The 18472-nt window shown below is 70.6% G+C and carries 17 protein-coding genes; 15 read left to right on the top strand and 2 right to left on the bottom strand.

The genetic code is table 11. From position 1 onward, the window contains the following. Nucleotides 1-45: 45 nt before the first annotated feature. The 9 genes from ACF07S_RS18355 to relA all read left to right on the top strand — a co-directional run bounded on the left by ACF07S_RS18355 (nucleotide 46) and on the right by relA (nucleotide 10163). Complete coding sequence (locus ACF07S_RS18355) at nucleotides 46-798, top strand: YebC/PmpR family DNA-binding transcriptional regulator (RefSeq protein ID WP_391964450.1); 753 nt, start codon at nucleotides 46-48, stop codon at nucleotides 796-798. A 107-nt stretch (nucleotides 799-905) separates the two neighbouring features. Further along, entirely contained in the window at nucleotides 906-1472 is a 567-nt protein-coding gene (gene ruvC / locus ACF07S_RS18350) for a crossover junction endodeoxyribonuclease RuvC (RefSeq protein ID WP_391964449.1), read from the top strand. Then, the gene (gene ruvA, locus ACF07S_RS18345; RefSeq protein WP_391964448.1) at nucleotides 1469-2074 is read left to right on the top strand and encodes a Holliday junction branch migration protein RuvA; all 606 of its coding nucleotides are present in this window, start codon (nucleotides 1469-1471) and stop codon (nucleotides 2072-2074) included. The genes ruvC and ruvA overlap by 4 nt, the downstream gene beginning before the upstream one ends. Nucleotides 2075-2102: 28 nt before the next feature. Beyond that, nucleotides 2103-3173, top strand: coding sequence for a Holliday junction branch migration DNA helicase RuvB (ruvB, locus tag ACF07S_RS18340; protein WP_391964447.1), 1071 nt, complete (start codon nucleotides 2103-2105; stop codon nucleotides 3171-3173). Between the two features lie 165 nt (nucleotides 3174-3338). Continuing rightward, nucleotides 3339-3839, top strand: coding sequence for a preprotein translocase subunit YajC (gene yajC, locus ACF07S_RS18335; protein WP_391964446.1), 501 nt, complete (start codon nucleotides 3339-3341; stop codon nucleotides 3837-3839). A gap of 131 nt (nucleotides 3840-3970) precedes the next feature. Then, nucleotides 3971-5773 (top strand): protein translocase subunit SecD, encoded by a 1803-nt coding sequence (gene secD, locus ACF07S_RS18330; protein ID WP_391974592.1) that lies wholly within the window; start codon nucleotides 3971-3973, stop codon nucleotides 5771-5773. 3 nt (nucleotides 5774-5776) lie between these two features. Beyond that, nucleotides 5777-6901 carry a protein translocase subunit SecF gene (secF, locus tag ACF07S_RS18325; RefSeq protein WP_391974591.1) on the top strand — a complete coding sequence of 375 codons (1125 nt, stop codon included), beginning with the start codon at nucleotides 5777-5779 and terminating at the stop codon, nucleotides 6899-6901. After that, nucleotides 6898-7446 (top strand): adenine phosphoribosyltransferase, encoded by a 549-nt coding sequence (locus tag ACF07S_RS18320; RefSeq protein ID WP_391964443.1) that lies wholly within the window; start codon nucleotides 6898-6900, stop codon nucleotides 7444-7446. The genes secF and ACF07S_RS18320 overlap by 4 nt, the downstream gene beginning before the upstream one ends. Before the next feature lie 194 nt (nucleotides 7447-7640). Then, nucleotides 7641-10163 (top strand): GTP pyrophosphokinase, encoded by a 2523-nt coding sequence (gene relA, locus ACF07S_RS18315; RefSeq protein ID WP_391964442.1) that lies wholly within the window; start codon nucleotides 7641-7643, stop codon nucleotides 10161-10163. Nucleotides 10164-10236: 73 nt separating this feature from the next. Here relA and ACF07S_RS18310 read toward each other — a convergent pair whose 3' ends face one another. Then, nucleotides 10237-11466 carry a DUF349 domain-containing protein gene (locus ACF07S_RS18310; protein ID WP_391964441.1) on the bottom strand — a complete coding sequence of 410 codons (1230 nt, stop codon included), beginning with the start codon at nucleotides 11464-11466 and terminating at the stop codon, nucleotides 10237-10239. Between the two features lie 138 nt (nucleotides 11467-11604). Beyond that, entirely contained in the window at nucleotides 11605-12426 is an 822-nt protein-coding gene (locus ACF07S_RS18305; protein WP_391964440.1) for a peptidylprolyl isomerase, read from the bottom strand. A gap of 183 nt (nucleotides 12427-12609) precedes the next feature. Here ACF07S_RS18305 and ACF07S_RS18300 point away from each other — a divergent pair, with 183 nt between their 5' ends. The 6 genes from ACF07S_RS18300 (at nucleotide 12610) to ACF07S_RS18275 (ending at nucleotide 18467) form a co-directional block, all read left to right on the top strand. Further along, entirely contained in the window at nucleotides 12610-13320 is a 711-nt protein-coding gene (locus tag ACF07S_RS18300) for an MBL fold metallo-hydrolase (RefSeq protein ID WP_391964439.1), read from the top strand. Between the two features lie 12 nt (nucleotides 13321-13332). Next, nucleotides 13333-14595 (top strand): histidine--tRNA ligase, encoded by a 1263-nt coding sequence (hisS, locus tag ACF07S_RS18295; RefSeq protein WP_391964438.1) that lies wholly within the window; start codon nucleotides 13333-13335, stop codon nucleotides 14593-14595. Between the two features lie 266 nt (nucleotides 14596-14861). Continuing rightward, nucleotides 14862-15518: a vitamin K epoxide reductase family protein gene (locus ACF07S_RS18290; protein ID WP_391964437.1), complete on the top strand. Its 657-nt coding sequence runs from the start codon at nucleotides 14862-14864 to the stop codon at nucleotides 15516-15518. Nucleotides 15519-15561: 43 nt separating this feature from the next. Beyond that, nucleotides 15562-16917 carry a replication-associated recombination protein A gene (locus ACF07S_RS18285; protein WP_391964436.1) on the top strand — a complete coding sequence of 452 codons (1356 nt, stop codon included), beginning with the start codon at nucleotides 15562-15564 and terminating at the stop codon, nucleotides 16915-16917. 300 nt (nucleotides 16918-17217) lie between these two features. After that, nucleotides 17218-17832, top strand: coding sequence for a 30S ribosomal protein S4 (gene rpsD, locus ACF07S_RS18280; RefSeq protein ID WP_391964435.1), 615 nt, complete (start codon nucleotides 17218-17220; stop codon nucleotides 17830-17832). 182 nt (nucleotides 17833-18014) lie between these two features. Then, nucleotides 18015-18467: a DUF948 domain-containing protein gene (locus ACF07S_RS18275; RefSeq protein ID WP_391964434.1), complete on the top strand. Its 453-nt coding sequence runs from the start codon at nucleotides 18015-18017 to the stop codon at nucleotides 18465-18467. Nucleotides 18468-18472 lie beyond the last annotated feature (5 nt).

The raw sequence follows: 18472 nt of genomic DNA, 5'->3' as shown, positions 1-18472 counted from the left end.
TCCTGCGTTCGTTGCAGAGATGGGTTACGCGAAGGAGACAGGCAGATGTCCGGCCACTCTAAATGGGCCACGACGAAGCACAAGAAGGCCGTGATCGATGCCAAGCGCGGCAAGCTCTTCGCGAAGCTGATCAAGAACATCGAGGTCGCGGCCCGCATGGGCGGGGCCGACATCGACGGCAACCCGACGCTGTACGACGCCATCCAGAAGGCGAAGAAGCAGTCGGTCCCCAACAAGAACATCGACTCCGCGGTCAAGCGCGGCGCGGGCCTCGAGGCCGGCGGCGCCGACTACGAGACGATCATGTACGAGGGTTACGGCCCGAACGGTGTCGCGGTGCTCATCGAGTGCCTCACCGACAACCGCAACCGCGCCGCCTCGGACGTCCGCGTCGCGATGACCCGCAACGGCGGCTCCATGGCCGACCCGGGCTCGGTGTCGTACCTGTTCCACCGCAAGGGAGTGGTGATCGTCCCCAAGGGCGAGCTGAGCGAGGACGACGTCCTCGCCGCCGTCCTGGACGCGGGCGCCGAGGAGGTCAACGACCTCGGCGAGAACTTCGAGGTGCTCAGCGAGGCCACCGACCTGGTCGCGGTCCGCACCGCCCTGCAGGACGCCGGCATCGACTACGAGTCCGCCGACGCCAACTTCGTCCCGACCATGCAGGTCGAGCTCGACGAGGAAGGCGCCAGGAAGATCTTCAAGCTCATCGACGCGCTGGAGGACAGCGACGACGTGCAGAACGTCTTCGCCAACTTCGACGTGAGCGACGAGATCATGGAGAAGGTCGACGCGTAACGCGCCCACTGCTCAGCGGGCCGGCGGGACGCACTCCGCCGGCCCGTCGCTTTGTCGGTGGCACCCGATAGCCTGCACAAACAGGTGATCGAGGGAAGGGGCGGCGCGTGCGCGTACTGGGGGTGGACCCGGGGCTGACCCGCTGCGGCGTCGGCGTCGTGGAGGGCGTCGCGGGCAGGCCGCTCACCATGCTCGGTGTGGGCGTGGTGCGCACCCCGGCGGACGCCGACCTCGGCCACCGCCTCGTCGCGATCGAACAGGGCCTCGAACGGTGGCTGGACGAGTACCGGCCCGAGTTCGTCGCCGTGGAGCGCGTCTTCAGCCAGCACAACGTCCGAACGGTGATGGGCACCGCCCAGGCCAGCGCCGTCGCCATCCTGTGCGCCTCCCGCCGGGGCATCCCCGTCGCCCTGCACACCCCCAGCGAGGTCAAGGCCGCCGTCACCGGCTCGGGCCGCGCCGACAAGGCCCAGGTCGGTGCCATGGTCACCCGGCTGCTGCGGCTCGACGCACCGCCGAAGCCCGCCGACGCCGCCGACGCCCTCGCCCTCTCCATCTGCCACATCTGGCGCGCCCCCGCCCAGAACCGGATCCAGCGGGCCGCCGCCCTGCACGCGGCCAAGGCCCCCCGGCCCCCGAAAGCCCCCCACGCACCGAAAGGCCGTACGGCATGATCGCCTTCGTCAGCGGCACGGTCGCCGCCCTCGCTCCCGACGCCGCGGTGGTCGAGGTCGGCGGGGTCGGCATGGCCGTCCAGTGCACGCCGAACACGCTCTCCGCGCTCCGCGTCGGACAGCCCGCCAAGCTCGCCACCTCCCTCGTCGTCCGCGAGGACTCCCTGACCCTGTACGGCTTCGCCGACGACGACGAACGCCAGGTCTTCCAACTGCTCCAGACCGCCAGCGGCGTCGGACCCCGGCTGGCCCAGGCGATGCTCGCGGTGCACGCCCCCGACGCCCTGCGCAGAGCCGTCTCCACCGGGGACGAGAAGGCGCTGACCGCCGTCCCCGGCATCGGCAGGAAGGGCGCCCAGAAACTGCTGCTCGAGCTGAAGGACCGCCTAGGCGAGCCGGTCGGCGCCCCCGCCGTCGGAGCACCGGTCACCACCGGCTGGCGCGACCAGCTGCACGCCGCCCTGATCGGCCTCGGGTACGCGACCCGCGAGGCCGACGAGGCCGTCGCCGCCGTGGCACCCCAGGCGGAGGCCGCCGAGGGCACCCCCCGGGTGGGGCAGCTGCTGAAGGCGGCCCTGCAGACGCTGAACCGCGCCCGATAGCCCGTACGGAGAGCTGAGGCATACGCACATGAACTGGGACGACACGACCGACACCGCCGCCGGCGAGCGGCTGGTGGGCCCTGCCGCCGACGGCGAGGACCAGGCCGTGGAGGCCGCCCTGCGCCCCAAGGACCTGGGCGAGTTCATCGGCCAGGAGAAGGTCCGCGAGCAGCTCGACCTGGTGCTGCGCGCCGCCCGCGCACGCGGCGCCACCGCCGATCACGTGCTGCTCTCCGGCGCCCCCGGCCTCGGCAAGACCACTCTCTCGATGATCATCGCGGCCGAGATGGAAGCCCCCATCCGCATCACCTCGGGCCCGGCCATCCAGCACGCCGGCGACCTCGCGGCGATCCTCTCCTCCCTCCAGGAGGGCGAGGTCCTCTTCCTCGACGAGATCCACCGCATGTCCCGGCCCGCCGAGGAGATGCTCTACATGGCGATGGAGGACTTCCGTGTCGACGTCATCGTCGGCAAGGGCCCCGGCGCCACCGCCATCCCCCTCGAACTGCCCCCCTTCACCCTGGTCGGCGCCACCACCCGGGCCGGCCTGCTGCCGCCCCCGCTGCGCGACCGCTTCGGCTTCACCGCGCACATGGAGTTCTACGAGCCGGCCGAACTGGAGCGCGTCGTCCACCGCTCGGCGAGCCTGCTCGACGTGGAGATCGACCCGGCCGGCGCCGCCGAGATCGCCGGGCGCTCCCGTGGCACCCCCCGGATCGCCAACCGCCTCCTGCGCCGTGTCCGCGACTACGCGCAGGTCAAGGCCGACGGCCTGATCACCCGGGACATCGCCGCGGCGGCCCTCGCGGTCTACGAGGTCGACGCCCGCGGCCTGGACCGGCTGGACCGTGCGGTGCTCAAGGCCCTGCTGAAGCTGTTCGGCGGCGGACCGGTCGGCCTGTCCACGCTCGCCGTGGCGGTGGGGGAGGAGCGTGAGACCGTGGAGGAGGTGGCCGAGCCCTTCCTGGTACGGGAGGGCCTGCTCGCCCGCACCCCCCGCGGGCGGGTCGCCACTCCGGCGGCCTGGACGCATCTCGGCCTCGCGCCGCCCCGCTCGGGAGCCGCCGGAAACGGACAAGGAGACCTGTTCGGGGCGTGACGGCGAGGACGACGGCCAGGGCAGGAACCCGGGTGCCATGCTGAGCGTTGTTCCCTGCGCGCGGACTCGCTTAGACTCCGCCGATGCCACCGTTGTCGGCGGCAACGCACACCCCCAACCATCAGGCCGTTCACCATCGCGGTCGTGTGAAGGAAGTTCCGACCCGTGAGTCTCCTGACCCTCCTCCCGTTCATTGTGCTCATCGGGGCCATGTTCCTGATGACCCGGTCGGCCAAGAAGAAGCAGCAAGAGGCCATTCAGATGCGGAACCAGATGCAGCCCGGTTCCGGCGTCCGCACCATCGGGGGCATGTACGCGACGGTCAAGGAGGTCAACGAGGACACGGTCCTCCTCGACGCCGGGCCGGGCGTGGAACTGCTGTTCGCCAAGAACTCGATCGGTGCGGTCCTGACCGACGACGAGTACAACCGCATCGTTCACGGCATCGAGCACGACCTGAAGTCCGACGCCGACGTCGTTCCCGACGACGCCTCCTCCCTCACCGAGACCGACGACTCCTCCGACGCTGCCGCCGTCTCCGACGACACGCCCGTCGACCTCGGCAAGAAGGACGCGGCCGACGTGCCGACCGACGCCGACACCACCGACGAGGCCAAGGCGGACGCACAGCCGAAGAAGTCCGACGGCGACTCCGGGGCGAAGTAGTCGTGTCCCGGGGTGCGCGGGCGCTGCCCGCGCGCCCCGGGACATGCCCAACTCGCACGGAATCCCGACACCATGTCATGGCCGCCTGCCCGTGACCCGGCGCGAGGCGGCCCGAGAGGGAGTACGAGAAGGTGGCAGCACCTAAAAAGGGCAGGAACGCCAGCGCCCCGAGCAAGCCGTGGCGCGCGCTGGCCCTGATCCTGATCGCCATGGTGGCGCTCACCGGAGGCATGTTCGCCTCCGGCCACACCACTCCGCGTCTCGGCATCGACCTGGCCGGTGGTACGAGCATCACGCTGGCGGCGGTCCCCGAGGCCGGCCAGGAGTCCGCGATCAACAAGACCAACATGGACACGGCGGTCTCCATCATGGAGCGCCGGGTCAACGGTCTTGGCGTCTCCGAGGCCGAGGTCCAGACGCAGGGCACCCGCAACATCATCGTCAACATTCCCAAGGGCACGAACTCCAAGCAGGCCCGGGATCAGGTCGGCACCACCGCGAAGCTCTACTTCCGTCCCGTCGTCGCCACCGAGATCGCCGGCGGGGCCGCGCCCGCGCCGAGCCCCTCCGGCAGCGCGTCCGGAGACGACAAGGCCACCGACAAGGCGACCGACAAGGCGACCGACGGGGCCACGGACAAGGCGACCGACGGTTCGTCCCCGTCCGACGCCGCCGACCCGTCGGCCGACGCCACCACCCAGGGCCGCGCGGTCACCGACGCCCTGAAGGCCGACGAGACGCCGTCCGCCTCCGCGAGCGGCGCGGCCGACGAGGCCGTCCCCTCCGCGACCGGCGGCACCTCCGGCGACGCGGACAGCAAGCTCCAGGAGCAGTACGCCGCGCTCGACTGCACCAAGGAAGACGTCCGCGCCACGGCCGGTGACGGCGCCAAGTCCAGCGACTCGACCGTGGCCTGCGGCCAGAACTCCCAGGGGCAGTGGCAGAAGTACATCCTCGGCCCGGCGGCGGTCGACGGCACGGACGTGGACAAGGCCCAGGCCCTCCTGAACACGCAGACCGGTGCCGGCTGGACCGTCACGATGGACTTCACGGACAAGGGCGCCAAGAAGTTCGCCGACATCACCGGTCAGCTCGCGCAGAAGCAGTCCCCGCAGAACCAGTTCGCCATCGTCCTGGACGGCGAGGTCGTCTCCGACCCGTACGTCAGCCAGGCGCTGACCGGTGGCAACGCCGAGATCTCCGGCAACTTCACCCAGCAGTCGGCGCAGGAACTGGCCAACATGCTGTCCTACGGCGCCCTGCCGCTGACGTTCCGCGAGGACAGCGTCACCACGGTGACCGCCGCCCTCGGCGGTGAGCAGCTGGAGGCCGGACTGATCGCCGGTGCCATCGGCCTCGCCCTGGTCGTCCTCTACCTGCTGCTGTACTACCGCGGCCTGTCCTTCATCGCGGTCCTGTCGCTGCTGGTCTCCGCCGCCCTCACCTACGTGATCATGTCGCTGCTCGGCCCGACCATCGGCTTCGCGCTGAACCTGCCGGCCGTGTGCGGTGCCATCGTCGCGATCGGCATCACGGCAGACTCGTTCATCGTGTACTTCGAACGGGTCCGGGACGAGATCCGCGAGGGCCGCACGCTGCGTCCCGCCGTGGAGCGGGCCTGGCCGCGTGCCCGCCGCACCATCCTGGTCTCGGACTTCGTGTCGTTCCTCGCCGCCGCCGTGCTCTTCGTCGTCACCGTCGGCAAGGTCCAGGGCTTCGCGTTCACGCTCGGCCTGACCACCGTGCTCGACGTCGTGGTGGTGTTCCTCTTCACCAAGCCGCTGCTGACGCTGATGGCCCGCCGGCAGTTCTTCGCGAGCGGTCACAAGTGGTCCGGTCTCGACCCGAAGGCCCTGGGCGCCAAGCCGCCGCTGCGCCGCACCCGCCGTCCCGTCCGCCCGGCCGCCGGCCCCGTCGACCCGAAGGAGGCGTGAGAGATGTCGAAACTCGGCAACCTCGGCGCCCGACTGCACCACGGCGAGGTCGGCTACGACTTCGTCAAGAACCGCAAGATCTGGTACGGCATCTCCATCCTGATCACCATCACGGCCATCGTCGGCCTGGCGGTGCGCGGCCTGCACATGGGTATCGAGTTCCAGGGCGGAGCGGTCTTCACGACCCCGAAGAACATGAGCGTCTCGGTCGCCACGGCCGAGGAGTACGCGGAGGACGCCTCCGGTCACGACGCCATCGTCCAGAAGCTCGGCGACGGCAGCATGCGCATCCAGGTCGCGGGCATCGACACCAACACCTCGGACCGGATCAAGAACACGCTCGCCGAGGACCTCGAGGTCGACGCGGAGCAGATCAACGCCGAGCTGGTCGGTCCCAGCTGGGGTGAGCAGATCGCCAACAAGGCCTGGCAGGGCCTCGGCATCTTCCTCATCCTGGTCGTGATCTACCTGGCGCTCGCCTTCGAGTGGCGCATGGCGCTCGCCGCGTTCGTCGCGCTGATCCACGACATCACCATCACCGTCGGCATCTACGCCCTCGTGGGCTTCGAGGTCACGCCGGGCACGGTGATCGGTCTGCTGACCATCCTCGGTTACTCGCTGTACGACACGGTCGTCGTCTTCGACAGCCTCAAGGAACAGACGAGGGACATCGGAAAGCAGACCCGCTGGACCTACAGCGAGATCGCCAACCGCTCCATCAACAGCACCCTGGTCCGCTCCGTCAACACCACGGTGGTCGCGCTGCTGCCGGTGGGCGGCCTGCTGTTCATCGGTGGCGGTGTCCTCGGCGCCGGCATGCTGAACGACATCTCGCTGTCGCTGTTCGTGGGTCTCGCCGCCGGCGCGTACTCCTCGATCTTCATCGCCACCCCGCTCGTCGCCGACCTCAAGGAGCGCGAGCCGGCGATGCGGTCCCTGAAGAAGCGCGTGCTGGCCAGGCGCCTCCAGACGGCGGCCGCGGGCGAGTCCCCGGACGCCCGGGTCTCCGACGAGGACTACGAAGACGACTCCGACGACGACTCCGACGACGCCGCGCCGGCGGTCGTCGGCCCGCGTGACCAGCAGGCCTCCCGCGGCCGCGGCCGTCCCTCGGGGAAGCGCCGATGACGGAGCCGAGCGACCTCTCGACCCTGCTGCTCAGCCGCATCCGCGACGTGGCGGACCACCCGGAGCCGGGCGTGATGTTCAAGGACATCACCCCGCTCCTGGCGGACCCCGCGGCGTTCGCCGCGCTCAGCGACGCCCTGGCCGGCATCGCCCGGAGCACGGGCGCCACCAAGGTCGTCGGCCTGGAGGCCCGGGGCTTCATCCTCGGCGCCCCGGTCGCCGTTCGCGCGGGCCTCGGCTTCATCCCCGTACGCAAGGCGGGCAAGCTCCCCGGAGCCACCCTCAGCCAGGCCTACGACCTGGAGTACGGCTCCGCCGAGATCGAGGTCCACGCGGAGGACCTCCGCGCGGACGACCGCGTCCTGGTGGTGGACGACGTCCTCGCCACGGGAGGCACCGCCGAGGCGTCCCTCCAGCTCATCCGCAGGGCGGGCGCCGAGGTCGCGGGCCTCGCCGTCCTGATGGAACTCGGCTTCCTCGGCGGCCGGGCCCGTCTGGAACCGGCCCTGGCGGGCGCCCCGCTGGAGGCGCTGCTCACGGTCTGACCGGCGACGGCCCGGACGGCGCAGGCCCTGCCACACCACGTGGGCGGACCCGGAGGAATCCGGCGTCCGCCTCGTGCGTTTCCGGGGTAGACGGTCCTCACTACCGCTCCGCAGGCGATCCCCGGGGGCGGGATCGCTACCATGGGGTTTCCGGAGCCTGCCCGGGCGACCCGGATCGCGCACGAGGAGTCCTCTTGCCAGACGAGGCCCAGCACCTGACCGCCGCCAAGCCCGAGTCCGCCTCGGCGGCCGCGGCCAAGCCCGCGCCGACCACGCCCCAGGCGAAGAACGACACCCGCGGGCCGGTCCAGCACGCCCAGGCCGCCCCCGTCGACAAGCCCGAGCAGCCGCGCCCCAAGCCGGCCCCGACCGAGCGCTCCGCCCCCGCGGTCCGCCCGAACACCGGGCAGCCCGTCCGCTCCGGCTCCTCCAACCGCGTCCGTGCCCGCCTCGCCCGTCTCGGCGTCCAGCGCGCCAACCCGTACAACCCGGTGCTGGAGCCGCTGCTGCGGATCGTGCGCAGCAACGACCCCAAGACCGAGAACGCCACGCTCCGGCAGATCGAGAGCGCCTACCAGGTCGCCGAACGCTGGCACCGCGGGCAGAAGCGCAAGAGCGGCGACCCCTACATCACGCACCCGCTCGCCGTCACCACCATCCTCGCCGAGCTGGGCATGGACCCGGCCACGCTGATGGCCGGACTGCTGCACGACACCGTCGAGGACACCGAGTACGGCCTGGAACAGCTCCGCCGCGACTTCGGCGACACCGTCGCCCTCCTCGTCGACGGCGTCACCAAGCTGGACAAGGTCAAGTTCGGCGAGGCCGCGCAGGCGGAGACCGTGCGCAAGATGGTCGTCGCCATGGCCAAGGACCCGCGCGTCCTGGTCATCAAGCTCGCCGACCGCCTGCACAACATGCGCACCATGCGCTACCTCAAGCGCGAGAAGCAGGAGCAGAAGGCCCGCGAGACGCTGGAGATCTACGCGCCGCTCGCCCACCGCCTGGGCATGAACACCATCAAGTGGGAGCTGGAGGACCTCGCCTTCGCGATCCTCTACCCCAAGATGTACGACGAGATCGTCCGCCTGGTCGCCGAGCGGGCCCCCAAACGCGACGAGTACCTCGCCGTGGTCACCGACGAGGTGCAGCAGGACCTGCGCGGAGCCCGCATCAAGGCCACCGTCACCGGCCGCCCCAAGCACTACTACAGCGTCTACCAGAAGATGATCGTCCGCGGCCGTGACTTCGCGGAGATCTACGACCTGGTGGGCATCCGCGTCCTCGTGGACACCGTCCGCGACTGCTACGCGGCCCTCGGCACGGTGCACGCGCGATGGAACCCGGTCCCCGGCCGGTTCAAGGACTACATCGCGATGCCCAAGTTCAACATGTACCAGTCGCTGCACACGACGGTCATCGGACCGGGCGGCAAGCCCGTCGAGCTGCAGATCCGCACCTTCGACATGCACCGCCGCGCCGAGTACGGCATCGCCGCGCACTGGAAGTACAAGCAGGAGGCCGTCGCCGGCGCGTCCAAGGTCCGCACGGACGCTCCCAAGTCGTCCGGCAAGGACAAGGACGCCATCAACGACATGGCGTGGCTGCGGCAGCTTCTCGACTGGCAGAAGGAGACCGAGGACCCGGGCGAGTTCCTGGAGTCCCTGCGCTTCGACCTGTCCCGCAACGAGGTCTTCGTCTTCACCCCCAAGGGCGACGTCATAGCGCTCCCGGCCGGCGCCACCCCGGTCGACTTCGCGTACGCGGTCCACACCGAGGTCGGCCACCGCACCATAGGGGCACGGGTCAACGGCCGTCTCGTACCGCTCGAATCCACCCTGGACAACGGCGACCTGGTGGAGGTCTTCACCTCCAAGGCGGCCGGTGCCGGGCCGTCCCGCGACTGGCTCGGCTTCGTCAAGTCGCCGCGCGCCCGCAACAAGATCCGCGCCTGGTTCTCCAAGGAACGCCGCGACGAGGCGATCGAGCAGGGCAAGGACGCCATCGTCCGCGCGATGCGCAAGCAGAACCTGCCGATCCAGCGCATCCTCACCGGCGACTCGCTGGTCACGCTCGCGCACGAGATGCGCTACTCCGACATCTCCGCGCTGTACGCGGCGATCGGCGAGGGCCACGTCTCGGCGCAGAACATCGTGCAGAAGCTGGTCCAGGCGCTCGGCGGCGAGGAGGCGGCCACCGAGGAGATCGACGAGTCGGTCCCGCCGGCCCGCGGCCGCAAGCGCCGCTCCAGCGCCGATCCGGGCGTCGTCGTCAAGGGCGTCGAGGACGTGTGGGTCAAGCTGGCCCGCTGCTGCACCCCGGTCCCGGGCGACCCCATCATCGGGTTCGTGACCCGGGGCAGCGGTGTATCGGTGCACCGCAGCGACTGCGTCAACGTCGACTCCCTCTCCCGCGAACCCGAGCGGATCCTCGGTGTCGAGTGGGCGCCCACCCAGTCCTCGGTGTTCCTGGTCGCCATCCAGGTCGAGGCCCTGGACCGCTCCCGGCTGCTGTCGGACGTCACGCGCGTCCTGTCCGACCAGCACGTCAACATCCTCTCCGCGGCCGTCCAGACCTCCCGCGACCGCGTCGCCACCTCCCGCTTCACCTTCGAGATGGGCGATCCCAAGCACCTCGGGCACGTGCTGAAGGCCGTACGGGGCGTGGAGGGCGTCTACGACGTCTACCGGGTGACCTCGGCGCGCAACCGCACGTAGGACACACGCAACACGGAGACACACGAAGGAGGGGCTCCCGTACCGAGGTACGGGAGCCCCTCCTCGCGCGGACTCAGCCGCCGAACTCCTGCAGACCCTTCAGCGCCTGGTCCAGCAGGGCCTGGCGCCCCTGAAGCTCCCGCTCGAGCTTCTCCGCCTTGGCGGTGTTGCCCTGCGCCCGGGCCTGCTCGATCTGGCCCTTCAGCTTGTCCACGGCGGCCTGGAGCTGACCGGTCAGACCCGCGGCGCGCGCACGTGCCTCCGGGTTCGTCCGGCGCCACTCGGACTCCTCGGCCTCCTGCAGGGCCCGCTCCACGGTGTGCATCCGGCCCTCGACCTTCGGGCGGGCGTCCCGCGGCACATGGCCGATGGCCTCCCAGCGCTCGTTGATCGCCCGGAACGCGGCCCGCGCGGCCTTCAGATCCGTGATCGGCAGAAGCTTCTCGGCCTCTCCCGCCAGCTCCTCCTTGAGCTTGAGGTTCTCGGTCTGCTCCGCGTCACGCTCGGCGAAGACCGAGCTGCGGGCGGCGAAGAAGACGTCCTGGGCGCCGCGGAAGCGGTTCCACAGGTCCTCCTCGTGCTCGCGCTGGGCGCGGCCCGCGGCCTTCCACTCCGACATCAGATCGCGGTAGCGGGCGGCCGTCGGCCCCCAGTCCGTCGAACCCGACAGCGACTCGGCCTCGGCGACCAGCCGCTGCTTGATCCGGCGGGCCTCCTCGCGCTGCGCGTCCAGCTGCGCGAAGTGCTGCTTGCGCCGCTTGGAGAACGCCGAGCGCGCGTGCGAGAACCGGTGCCACAGCTCGTCGTCGGACTTGCGGTCCAGCCGCGGCAGCCCCTTCCAGGTGTCCACCAGGGACCGCAGCCGCTCCCCGGCCGCCCGCCACTGGTCGGACCGGGCCAGCTCCTCCGCCTCGACGACCAGCGCCTCCTTGGCCTGGCGCGCCTCGTCGGACTGCTTGGCCCGCTGCGCCTTGCGCTCCTCGCGACGCGCCTCCACCAGCTCCACGAGCTTGTCCAGCCGGGCCCTGAGAGCGTCCAGATCACCGACCGCGTGATGGGCGTCGACCTGCTCGCGCAGATGCCCGATCGCGGTCTGCGCGTCCTTGGACGACAGGTCGGTGGTCTTGACTCGCTTCTCGAGGAGGCCGATCTCGACAACCAGGCCCTCGTACTTGCGCTCGAAGTAGGCCAGCGCCTCATCGGGAGAGCCGGCCTGCCAGGAACCGACGACCTGCTCGCCGTCGGCCGTACGCACGTACACGGTCCCCGTCTCGTCGACGCGGCCCCACGGGTCGCTGCTCACAGCGCCTCCTCCACATGATGCCGTCGAGGGGCCTCGTAGCTCCCCCGGGCATCGTCCACAGTTTCGTCACGGCCAACATAGGCGACCGACGGGATGCCTGTCCGCATCCCGCGCGACCGAAATTTCGCAGTTGGGGGGTCAGGACCGGGTGACGGTCGCCTTGTCGATCACGACCGTCGCGTTGGGCGCCCCGTCGCCGGCCCCGGTGCTCTCCCCGGCGTCGGCGATCTTCTTCAGCACCTTCATGCCGGAGTCCGAAATCGTTCCGAACGGTGTGTAGCTGGGCGGGAGCTGGCTGTCCTGGAAGACCAGGAAGAACTGGCTGCCGCCGCTGTCCTTCTGTCCGGTGTTGGCCATCGCGACCGTGCCCGCCGGATAGACGTTGTCCTTCAGGCTCTCGTCCTTCAGGTTCTCGTCCGGGATCGTGTAGCCGGGACCGCCGGTGCCGGTGCCCGTCGGGTCACCGCACTGCAGCACGTAGATGCCGTTGGTGGTGAGCCGGTGGCACTTGCTGTGGTCGAAGTAGCCCTTCTTCGCGAGGAAGTCGAAGGAGTTGACGGTGTGCGGGGCCGCCGACGCCTTCAGCGCCACGTCTATCGCGCCACAGGTCGTGTCCAGCTTCAGGGTGTACTTCGCCGACTTGTCGATGGACATCGCCGGCTCCTTCTTCCAGGTCTCCGACTTGACCTTGCCCTCCGCCGGCTTCTCGCACGGGTCGGGCGCCTTGCTCGGAGCCGAGGCGCTCGGCGTCACCTCCGCGCTCGCGTCGGTCCTGTCCTCGTCCTGCTTCAGCGTCCCGGTCGTGTACAGCGCGAGGCTGCCCACGAGGACCACACCGAGCACGGACGCGATCACCGAGTTGCGCATCCGCGACTTGCGCCGCGCTTCGGTGCGCCGCTGCTGCTGCCGCAAGAACTTCTCCCGGGCGAGCTGACGCCGCCGCTGTTCCTGGCTGACCACCGGGTTCTCTCCTCATGCGTCTCGTGTGCCGGCCGGTACGCGTGCGTGCGTGCGGTGAGCCGACCGCCTGCGTGTGCCCCGTACCGTATATGGGTTCGCCGAGGAATCGGCAGCGCCGGTAGGCTCTGACCACGGGCGCAGCCCCGTCGCAAGCCTCCCGTATCGATACAACGAAGGACGATCGTGCTCATTGCCGGGTTCCCCGCCGGGGCCTGGGGGACGAACTGTTATCTCGTCGCCCCCGCCGCCGGTGAGGAGTGCGTGATCATCGACCCCGGCCATCAGGCCGCCCCCGGAGTGGCGGAGGCGGTCGCCAAACACCGGCTCAAGCCCGTCGCCGTCGTCCTCACCCACGGCCACATCGACCACGTCGCCTCGGTCGTCCCGGTCTGCGGAGCGCACGGCGTGCCGGCCTGGATCCACCCCTCGGACCGCTTCATGATGAAGGACCCCGAGAAGGCGCTGGGCCGCTCCATCGGAATGCCGCTGATGGGCGAGCTGACCGTGGGGGAACCGGACGACGTCCGCGAACTGGCCGACGGCGCGAAGCTGCGACTGGCGGGCCTGGAGCTCACCGTCGCGCACGCGCCGGGCCATACCAAGGGGTCGGTGACCTTCGGCCTGCCCGAGGCGGCGGACGTCCCGCCGGTCCTCTTCTCGGGCGACCTGCTGTTCGCCGGCTCCGTCGGACGCACCGACCTGCCGGGCGGTGACACGGCCGAGATGCTCGACTCGCTGGCCCGCGTGTGCCTGCCGCTCGACGACTCGACCGTGGTGCTGTCCGGCCACGGTCCCCAGACGACCATCGGCCGGGAGCGCGCCACCAATCCGTATCTGCGGCAGGTGGCGGCCGGCCCGGGAGCGCACGTGGACGCTCCCCGACGAGGAATGTGACGAGAGACTTCCGTGAGCACCTTCAAGGCCCCCAAGGGCACGTACGACCTGATCCCGCCGGACAGCGCCAAGTACCTCGCCGTCCGTGAGGCCATCGCCGCCCCGCTGCGGGGCTCCGGCTACGGCTACATCGAGACGCCCGGCTTCGAGAACGTCGAGCTGTTCGCGCGCGGTGTCGGCGAGTCCACCGACATCGTGACCAAGGAGATGTACGCCTTCGAGACCAAGGGCGGCGACCGGCTCGCCCTGCGCCCCGAGGGCACGGCCTCCGTGCTGCGCGCCGCCCTGGAGGCCAGCCTGCACAAGACCGGCAACCTTCCGGTCAAGCTCTGGTACTCCGGTTCCTACTACCGCTACGAGCGCCCCCAGAAGGGCCGCTACCGTCACTTCTCCCAGGTCGGCGCCGAGGCGATCGGCGCGGAGGACCCGGCCCTGGACGCCGAGCTGATCATCCTCGCCGACCAGGCGTACCGCTCGCTGGGCCTGAGCGATTTCCGCATCCTGCTCAACAGCCTGGGCGACAAGGAGTGCCGCCCCGTGTACCGGGCCGCCCTGCAGGACTTCCTGCGCGGCCTGGACCTGGACGAGGACACCCTGCGCCGCGCGGAGATCAACCCGTTGCGCGTCCTGGACGACAAGCGGGAGTCGGTGCGGAAGCAGCTGACAGGTGCGCCGCTCCTGCAGGACTACCTCTGCGACGCCTGCAAGGCGTACCACGAGGAGGTCCGCGAACTGATCACGGCCGCGGGCGTGGCCTTCGAGGACGACGCCAGGCTGGTGCGCGGCCTGGACTACTACACGCGCACCACCTTCGAGTTCGTCCACGACGGCCTCGGCTCCCAATCCGCCGTGGGCGGCGGCGGCCGCTACGACGGCCTGTCCGAGATGATCGGCGGCCCCGCGCTGCCCTCGGTCGGCTGGGCCCTGGGCGTCGACCGCACGGTGCTGGCCCTGGAGGCGGAGGGCGTCGAGCTCGAACTCCCCGCCGCCACCAGCGTGTTCGCCGTCCCGCTCGGAGAGGAGGCCCGCCGGGTCCTCTTCGCGAAGGTCACCGAGCTGCGCAAGAACGGCGTCGCCGCCGACTTCTCCTACGGCGCCAGGGGCCTGAAGGCGGCGATGAAGGCCGCCAACCGCTCCGGTGCCCGCTACGCCCTGGTGCTGGGCGAGCGAGACCTCGCCGAGGGCGTCGTCCAGCTCAAGGACATGGAGTCCGGCGAGCAGACGGCGGTCGGCGTCAACGAGATCGTCGCGGAGCTGGAGTCACGGCTCGGCTGATCCCTCCCCGTGCGGGCGAAGGCGCCGGATGCTCCCGCGGAGCACCGGCGCCTTCGCCGTCAACGCGCCGGCACCGCCGTCACCCGGCCGGATGATCCCGGGGGAGACACCCGTGCGGCCGCCCCGCGGACGTCGGCCGAAACCGGACGCTCAGGGGCGGGCGCCGGTACGTCCTTACGTCCGCGCAACGGCGGATCCACCGCCCCGTACGGCACAATGACCCTGCCCGAAGCAGGTCCACACTCTCTTGTGACGGAATCGGCGTGATGAGCAAGACGACAGTCAGGGACGTCGACATGGAGCGCGAACCCTCGCCGGAGCGCACCGCCCCGCGCACGGAGGGCGCGAGCCGGGCGTTCGCCCTGCTCCTGGTGCTCACCGGCGCGGCCGGCGTGCTCGCCGCATGGGTGATCACGCTCGACAAGTTCAAGCTGCTCGAGGCCAAGACCAGGGGCGAGACGTTCGTCCCCGGGTGCAGCCTCAACCCCGTCGTCTCCTGCGGCAGCGTGATGGAGAGCGACCAGGCCTCCGTCTTCGGCTTCCCCAACCCCATGCTCGGCCTGGTCACCTACGGCATCGTGATCTGCGTCGGCGTGAGCCTGCTCGCCCGGGCCCGCTTCCCGCGCTGGTACTGGCTCGCCTTCAACGCGGGCACGCTCTTCGGCGTCGCCTTCTGCGCCTGGCTGACGGTCCAGTCCCTGTACCGGATCAACGCCCTGTGCCTGTGGTGCTGCCTGGCCTGGGTCGCCACGATCGTCATGTTCTGGTACGTGACGTCGTTCAACGTGCGCCAGGGCTTCCTGCCCGCCCCGGGCTGGCTGAGGAGCTTCTTCGGCGAGTTCACCTGGGTCCTGCCGGTCCTGCACATCGGCATCATCGGCATGCTGGTCCTGACCCGCTGGTGGGACTTCTGGACCGGCTGATCGCCCGCGCAGGGCTGTCGGTGCGGTGCTTTAGGGTTTCAGCGTGGAGCCCGACCTGTTCACCGCCGCGGCGGAAGACCGCCAGGAGAAAGACCCGACCGGCAGCCCCCTGGCGGTCCGGATGCGCCCGCGCGCCCTGGACGAGGTGGTGGGCCAGCGGCACCTGCTGAAGCCGGGCTCGCCGCTGCGCAGACTGGTCGGCGAGGGCGCCTCGGGTCCCGCGGGAGCCTCCTCGGTGATCCTCTGGGGGCCGCCCGGCACCGGCAAGACCACCCTGGCCTACGTCGTCTCCAAGGCCACCGACAAGCGCTTCGTCGAGCTCTCCGCGATCACCGCGGGCGTCAAGGAGGTCCGCGCGGTCATCGAGGGCGCCCGCCGCGCCTCCGGCGGGTACGGCCGGGAGACCGTCCTCTTCCTCGACGAGATCCACCGCTTCAGCAAGGCCCAGCAGGACTCCCTCCTCCCGGCCGTGGAGAACCGCTGGGTCACCCTGATCGCCGCGACCACCGAGAACCCCTACTTCTCGATCATCTCCCCGCTGCTCTCCCGGTCCCTCCTGCTCACCCTCGAACCGCTCACCGACGACGACGTCCGGGACCTGCTGCGGCGTGCGCTCACCGACGAGCGGGGCTTGAAGAGCGCGGTCACCCTCCCCGAGGACACCGAGGACCACCTCCTGCGCATCGCCGGCGGTGACGCCCGCCGCGCGCTCACCGCCCTGGAGGCCGCAGCCGGGGCCGCGCTCGACAAGGGCGAGGCGGAGATCGCCCTGGCCACCCTGGAGGAGACGGTCGACCGGGCGGCGGTGAAGTACGACCGCGACGGCGACCAGCACTACGACGTCGCCAGCGCCCTGATCAAGTCCATCCGCGGCTCCGACGTCGACGCCGCCCTGCACTACCTGGCCCGCATGATCGAGGCCGGGGAGGACCCGCGGTTCATCGCCCGCCGGCTGATGATCTCCGCCAGTGAGGACATCGGCCTCGCCGATCCGAACGCCCTGCCCGTGGCCGTCGCCGCCGCCCAGGCCGTCGCCATGATCGGCTTCCCCGAGGCCGCCCTCACCCTCAGCCACGCCACCATCGCCCTGGCCCTGGCCCCCAAGTCCAACGCCGCCACCACCGCGATCGGCGCCGCCCTGGACGACGTACGCAAGGGGCTGGCCGGACCCGTGCCGCCGCACCTGCGCGACGGGCACTACAAGGGCGCGGCCCAGCTGGGGCACGCGCAGGGGTACGTGTACCCGCACGACCTGCCCGAGGGCATCGCCGAACAGCAGTACGCGCCGGACGCCCTGAAGGACCGCGCCTACTACGAGCCCACCCGGCACGGCGCGGAGGCCCGGTACGCGGACGCGGTGGAGTGGACCAGGAAGCGCCTCGGTCGGAAGCGCTCCTGACCACCCTGTAGACTTTCCGAAGCGCTGCGTCCCGTGTCCGGCTCCGGTCGGCGCCTCAGGCGGGACATCCAGCCGGATCCTTCGATCCAGGAGCGTCGCGCACCGTCGTAGGTGTCGCGGGCAGCCCACCACCACCCGTGAGTCCAGGGACCGGTCGGTGGGCCACTCGTGTGCTGCACGTATGTGCCCAGACCAGGGAGCGGCTGCCTGGCATGTCCCCCGCGGACCTGCCGGGAATTCCCCGGCTGCGGATGTGACCTCCCGTAACCCTGAGGCAGCCGAAAAGGAAAAGGAAAAGAAGTGGCGAACCAGTCCCGCCCCAAGGTCAAGAAGTCGCGTGCCCTCGGCATCGCGCTGACCCCGAAGGCCGTCAAGTACTTCGAGGCCCGCCCCTACCCGCCGGGTGAGCACGGCCGCGGCCGCAAGCAGAACTCGGACTACAAGGTCCGTCTGCTGGAGAAGCAGCGTCTGCGTGCGCAGTACGACGTGTCCGAGCGTCAGCTCGTCCGCGCCTACGAGCGTGCCTCCAAGGTCCAGGGCAAGACCGGTGAGGCCCTGATCATCGAGCTGGAGCGTCGTCTCGACGCGCTGGTCCTGCGGTCGGGCATCGCCCGCACGATCTACCAGGCCCGCCAGATGGTCGTCCACGGCCACATCCAGGTCAACGGCAAGAAGGTCGACAAGCCCTCCTTCCGTGTCCGCCCGGACGACGTGGTGCAGGTCCGTGACCGCAGCAAGGAGAAGACCCTCTTCACGATCTCTCGTGAGGGCGGCTTCGCCCCCGACGGCGAGATCCCGCGCTACCTGCAGGTGAACCTCAAGGCCCTGGCGTTCCGCCTGGACCGCGAGCCGAACCGCAAGGAGATCCCGGTGATCTGCGACGAGCAGCTCGTCGTCGAGTACTACGCCCGCTGACCCAGGCAGGCGCGCGGTATCCGAGCCCGCCGTCTCCCCGCCCCCTCCGGGCGGGCGAGGCGGCGGGCTCGTTCGCACCCCGCGCCCGCGGCGGACGGTAATCCGGTACGGGGTCGTGTCACCGGCGCGATAGGCTCGGTCACACGACTTTCTCGATGTTCAGGCGCGTTTCAAGGGAGCGGGTGCACACAGTGTCCGGTGGTGAGGTGGCCGGAATCCTGGTGGCCGTCTTCTGGGCGATCCTGGTCTCCTTCCTCGCCGTCGCGCTGGCGAGGCTGGCCCAGACGCTCAGGGCGACCACCGAGCTGGTGGCGGACGTGACCGAGCAGGCCGTCCCGCTGCTGGCCGAGGCCTCCACGGCGGTGCGTTCCGCCCAGACCCAGATCGAACGGGTCGACGCGATCGCCTCCGACGTCCAGGAGGTCACGTCCAACGCCTCCGCGCTGTCGACCACCGTGGCCTCGACCTTCGGCGGACCCCTCGTCAAGGTCGCCGCCTTCGGCTACGGCGTGCGCCGGGCCGTCAGCGGCCGCAAGGAGGACGCCCCCGCCAAGGGGCAGGGGCGTACCGTGATCGTCGGCCGTACCGTCCCGGGCGCGCGGCGGGAGAAGCGGACCCGGGGAAAGAAGGACTGACCCAG

This window comes from Streptomyces sp. NPDC016640 (assembly GCF_043076215.1).
In the GTDB taxonomy this organism is placed as follows: domain Bacteria; phylum Actinomycetota; class Actinomycetes; order Streptomycetales; family Streptomycetaceae; genus Streptomyces.
Note: the sequence above shows the minus strand (reverse complement) of the source record. Positions and strands in the feature narration are given on the sequence as shown.